Consider the following 2,327-nt stretch of genomic DNA (forward strand, 5'->3'; position numbering starts at 1 on the left):
AACCGTACGACCGGCAGCGTGATCCTCATCGACGAGGCCACCGGAGCCACCGTCGGCGCCGGCATGATTCTCTGAATGGCCTGGGGCTGGGCCGCCGGCAGCGCGAAAGAAACATGATCGCGCTGCTCCTGGCCCTCTGAACGACTCTGTGGTCCGGCGGTAAGCCGGACCCATAGCATCATGATCATGATGTCCCGCGGGTGCGGTCAGCGACGCAGATAGCGCAGGAACAGGTTGCCGTCCTCCTCGAGAACGTGACTAAGAGTCATCTCCAGGGGGGTGTGCCAGCGCTGGCCGCGGACGATCCGCAGGTGGTCGGGACCGGCGAGCAGCGGGGCAAGGGTCACGCACAGCTCGTCGAGCAGGCCAGCGTTCGCGAGATCGGCGTGCAGGGCCGGGCCGCCCTCGCACAGGACGCGGGCCAGTCCCCGCTCGCCGAGGGCGCGCAGGGCCGCGGCGGGATCCACCGTCTGGTTGCCGCAGATCAGTACGTCGGCGACCTCCGCGAGCACCTTGCGCCGGTCCGGGGGCGCGGCCTCGCAGGTCAGCACGAGCGGACGTGCCTGCGCGGCGAACAGCCGGGCGGACGGGTCCAGCCGCAGGCTCGCCGAGACGACAGCGACCGGCGGGACCGCGCTCTGCCCGGTCGCGATCCGCCGCTCGCGCCGTTCGGGCGGGATGACGACCGGTCCGTAGTCCTCGGCGACCGCGGTGCCGGCACCGACGAGGACGACGTCGGCGAGCCACCGCAGCGTCCGGAAGATCCTGCGGTCGGCGCTCCCACCGAGAGCCCCGGAACGGCCGTCGAGCTCGGCGGCTCCGTCGATGGACGAGACGAAGTTCGACCGGGCATGCACCTCCCCGGCAGCGACCGGCGGCAGACGGTAGCAGACGTCCAGGTCGACGCTGTCGGCCGTCGTTGTCGTTGCGGCGTGACCGTCGGCTGTGCCGTCGACGGGATGCCCGCATGGGGGCTGCCCGCCGGGCTGATCGCAGTGCTGCCCGTCGGGATGCCGCCGGCCGGGCTGATATGGGGACAGCAGGTGACGCACTCCGGCAACTCTATTCTCGCCGGGGCCAACAGGCAGTCGTGCCTTCCCGGGCCGTCCGTCGGACCTTCCCGGGTTGTCGTGTCTTCCTCTCTCGTCGTGTCTTCCCCTCTCATCGTGCCTTCCTGGTCGTTCGTGCCTTCCTGAAAAGCAACCGGATCGGATGCGGGTGATCGGATGTCACAGCGCTCGAGGCGAAAAACGATGTGAGTTCGCTCGCGCGGCACTTCTTAGGACAACATCAACCCAGGCTGTCTTCGTAGGGTGAAAAAATGCCGGAACGTCTGGTCGACCGCCGTCCCGAGGTACCTCCGGACGATCTGGTCGCGGCTCTCGTTCCACCGCCGCGATTCAACGACGTCCGCTTTGACACCTACCGGCCGGATCCCTCCGAGCCGAGCCAGGCCGCCGCTGTCGTGGCGCTCGCCCGGTTCGTCGACCGCGTCACGGCAGGTGACGGCAAGGGCGGGGAATCGTCCGGGGCTGGGGGACGCGGCCTGTTGCGGTTCGGCCGTCGTAACCAAGGTGGACGTAGCACTCGTCATGGCGGGCGGGCGGGTACCGGCGGTGCCGGTGCGGGCTCCGCACCTCCTGGGATCTATCTCGACGGTGGGTTCGGGGTCGGTAAGACCCACCTGCTCGCCTCGCTGTGGCACGCCGTGCCGGGGCCCAAGGCATACGGGACGTTCGTCGAGATCACTTCCCTGGTCGGTGCGCTCGGGTTCGCCCGGACGGTGGACGCTCTCGCAGGCCTTCGGCTCCTGGCGATCGACGAGTTCGAGCTGGACGACCCCGGTGACACCGTCCTCGTCTCCACGTTGCTGACCAGGCTGGTGGAGTCGGGTGTCCGGCTGGCGGCGACGAGTAACACCCAGCCCGACGATCTCGGGGCCGGCCGGTTCGGTGCCGACGACTTCCTGCGCGAGATCCAGGGGTTGTCCGCGCAGTTCCACGTCCTGCGGGTCGAGGGCGAGGACTTCCGCCATCGCGGCCTGCCCAAGCCCCCGGTGCCCCTGGACGACCAGGAGGTGAGCCGCCGCGCCGCGGCCATCCCCGCCACCAGCGAGGACGGGTTCACCGAACTGTGCGCGTACCTGGGTGAGCTGCATCCGTCCCGCTACGGCGCGCTTGTCGACGGTATCGAACTGGTCTGCCTGCACGGGGTGACCGCGGTGGCCGATCAGGCGGTGGCGCTGCGTCTGGTCGTTCTCGCCGACCGGCTCTACGACCGGTCGGTGCCTGTCGCGGTGTCCGGACGGCCCTTCGACGAGCTGTTCT

General features: G+C 69.6%; 2 protein-coding genes. One reads left to right on the forward strand and one right to left on the reverse strand.

What is annotated here, in order from left to right; genetic code table 11:
* Positions 1 to 206: 206 nt before the first annotated feature.
* Positions 207 to 1,052, reverse strand: a complete 846-nt coding sequence (locus DD1DGNOD_RS09935; protein ID WP_430827793.1) for a pyrimidine reductase family protein — start codon at positions 1,050 to 1,052, stop codon at positions 207 to 209.
* Between the two features lie 269 nt (positions 1,053 to 1,321).
* Between DD1DGNOD_RS09935 and zapE the strand changes: the two genes are divergently transcribed.
* Positions 1,322 to 2,327 (forward strand): cell division protein ZapE (zapE, locus tag DD1DGNOD_RS09940; protein WP_131769959.1); only part of this gene is annotated, 1,006 nt, incomplete at its 3' end.

This window comes from Candidatus Protofrankia californiensis, assembly GCF_900634765.1.
Taxonomy (GTDB): Bacteria; Actinomycetota; Actinomycetes; order Frankiales; family Frankiaceae; genus Protofrankia; species Protofrankia californiensis.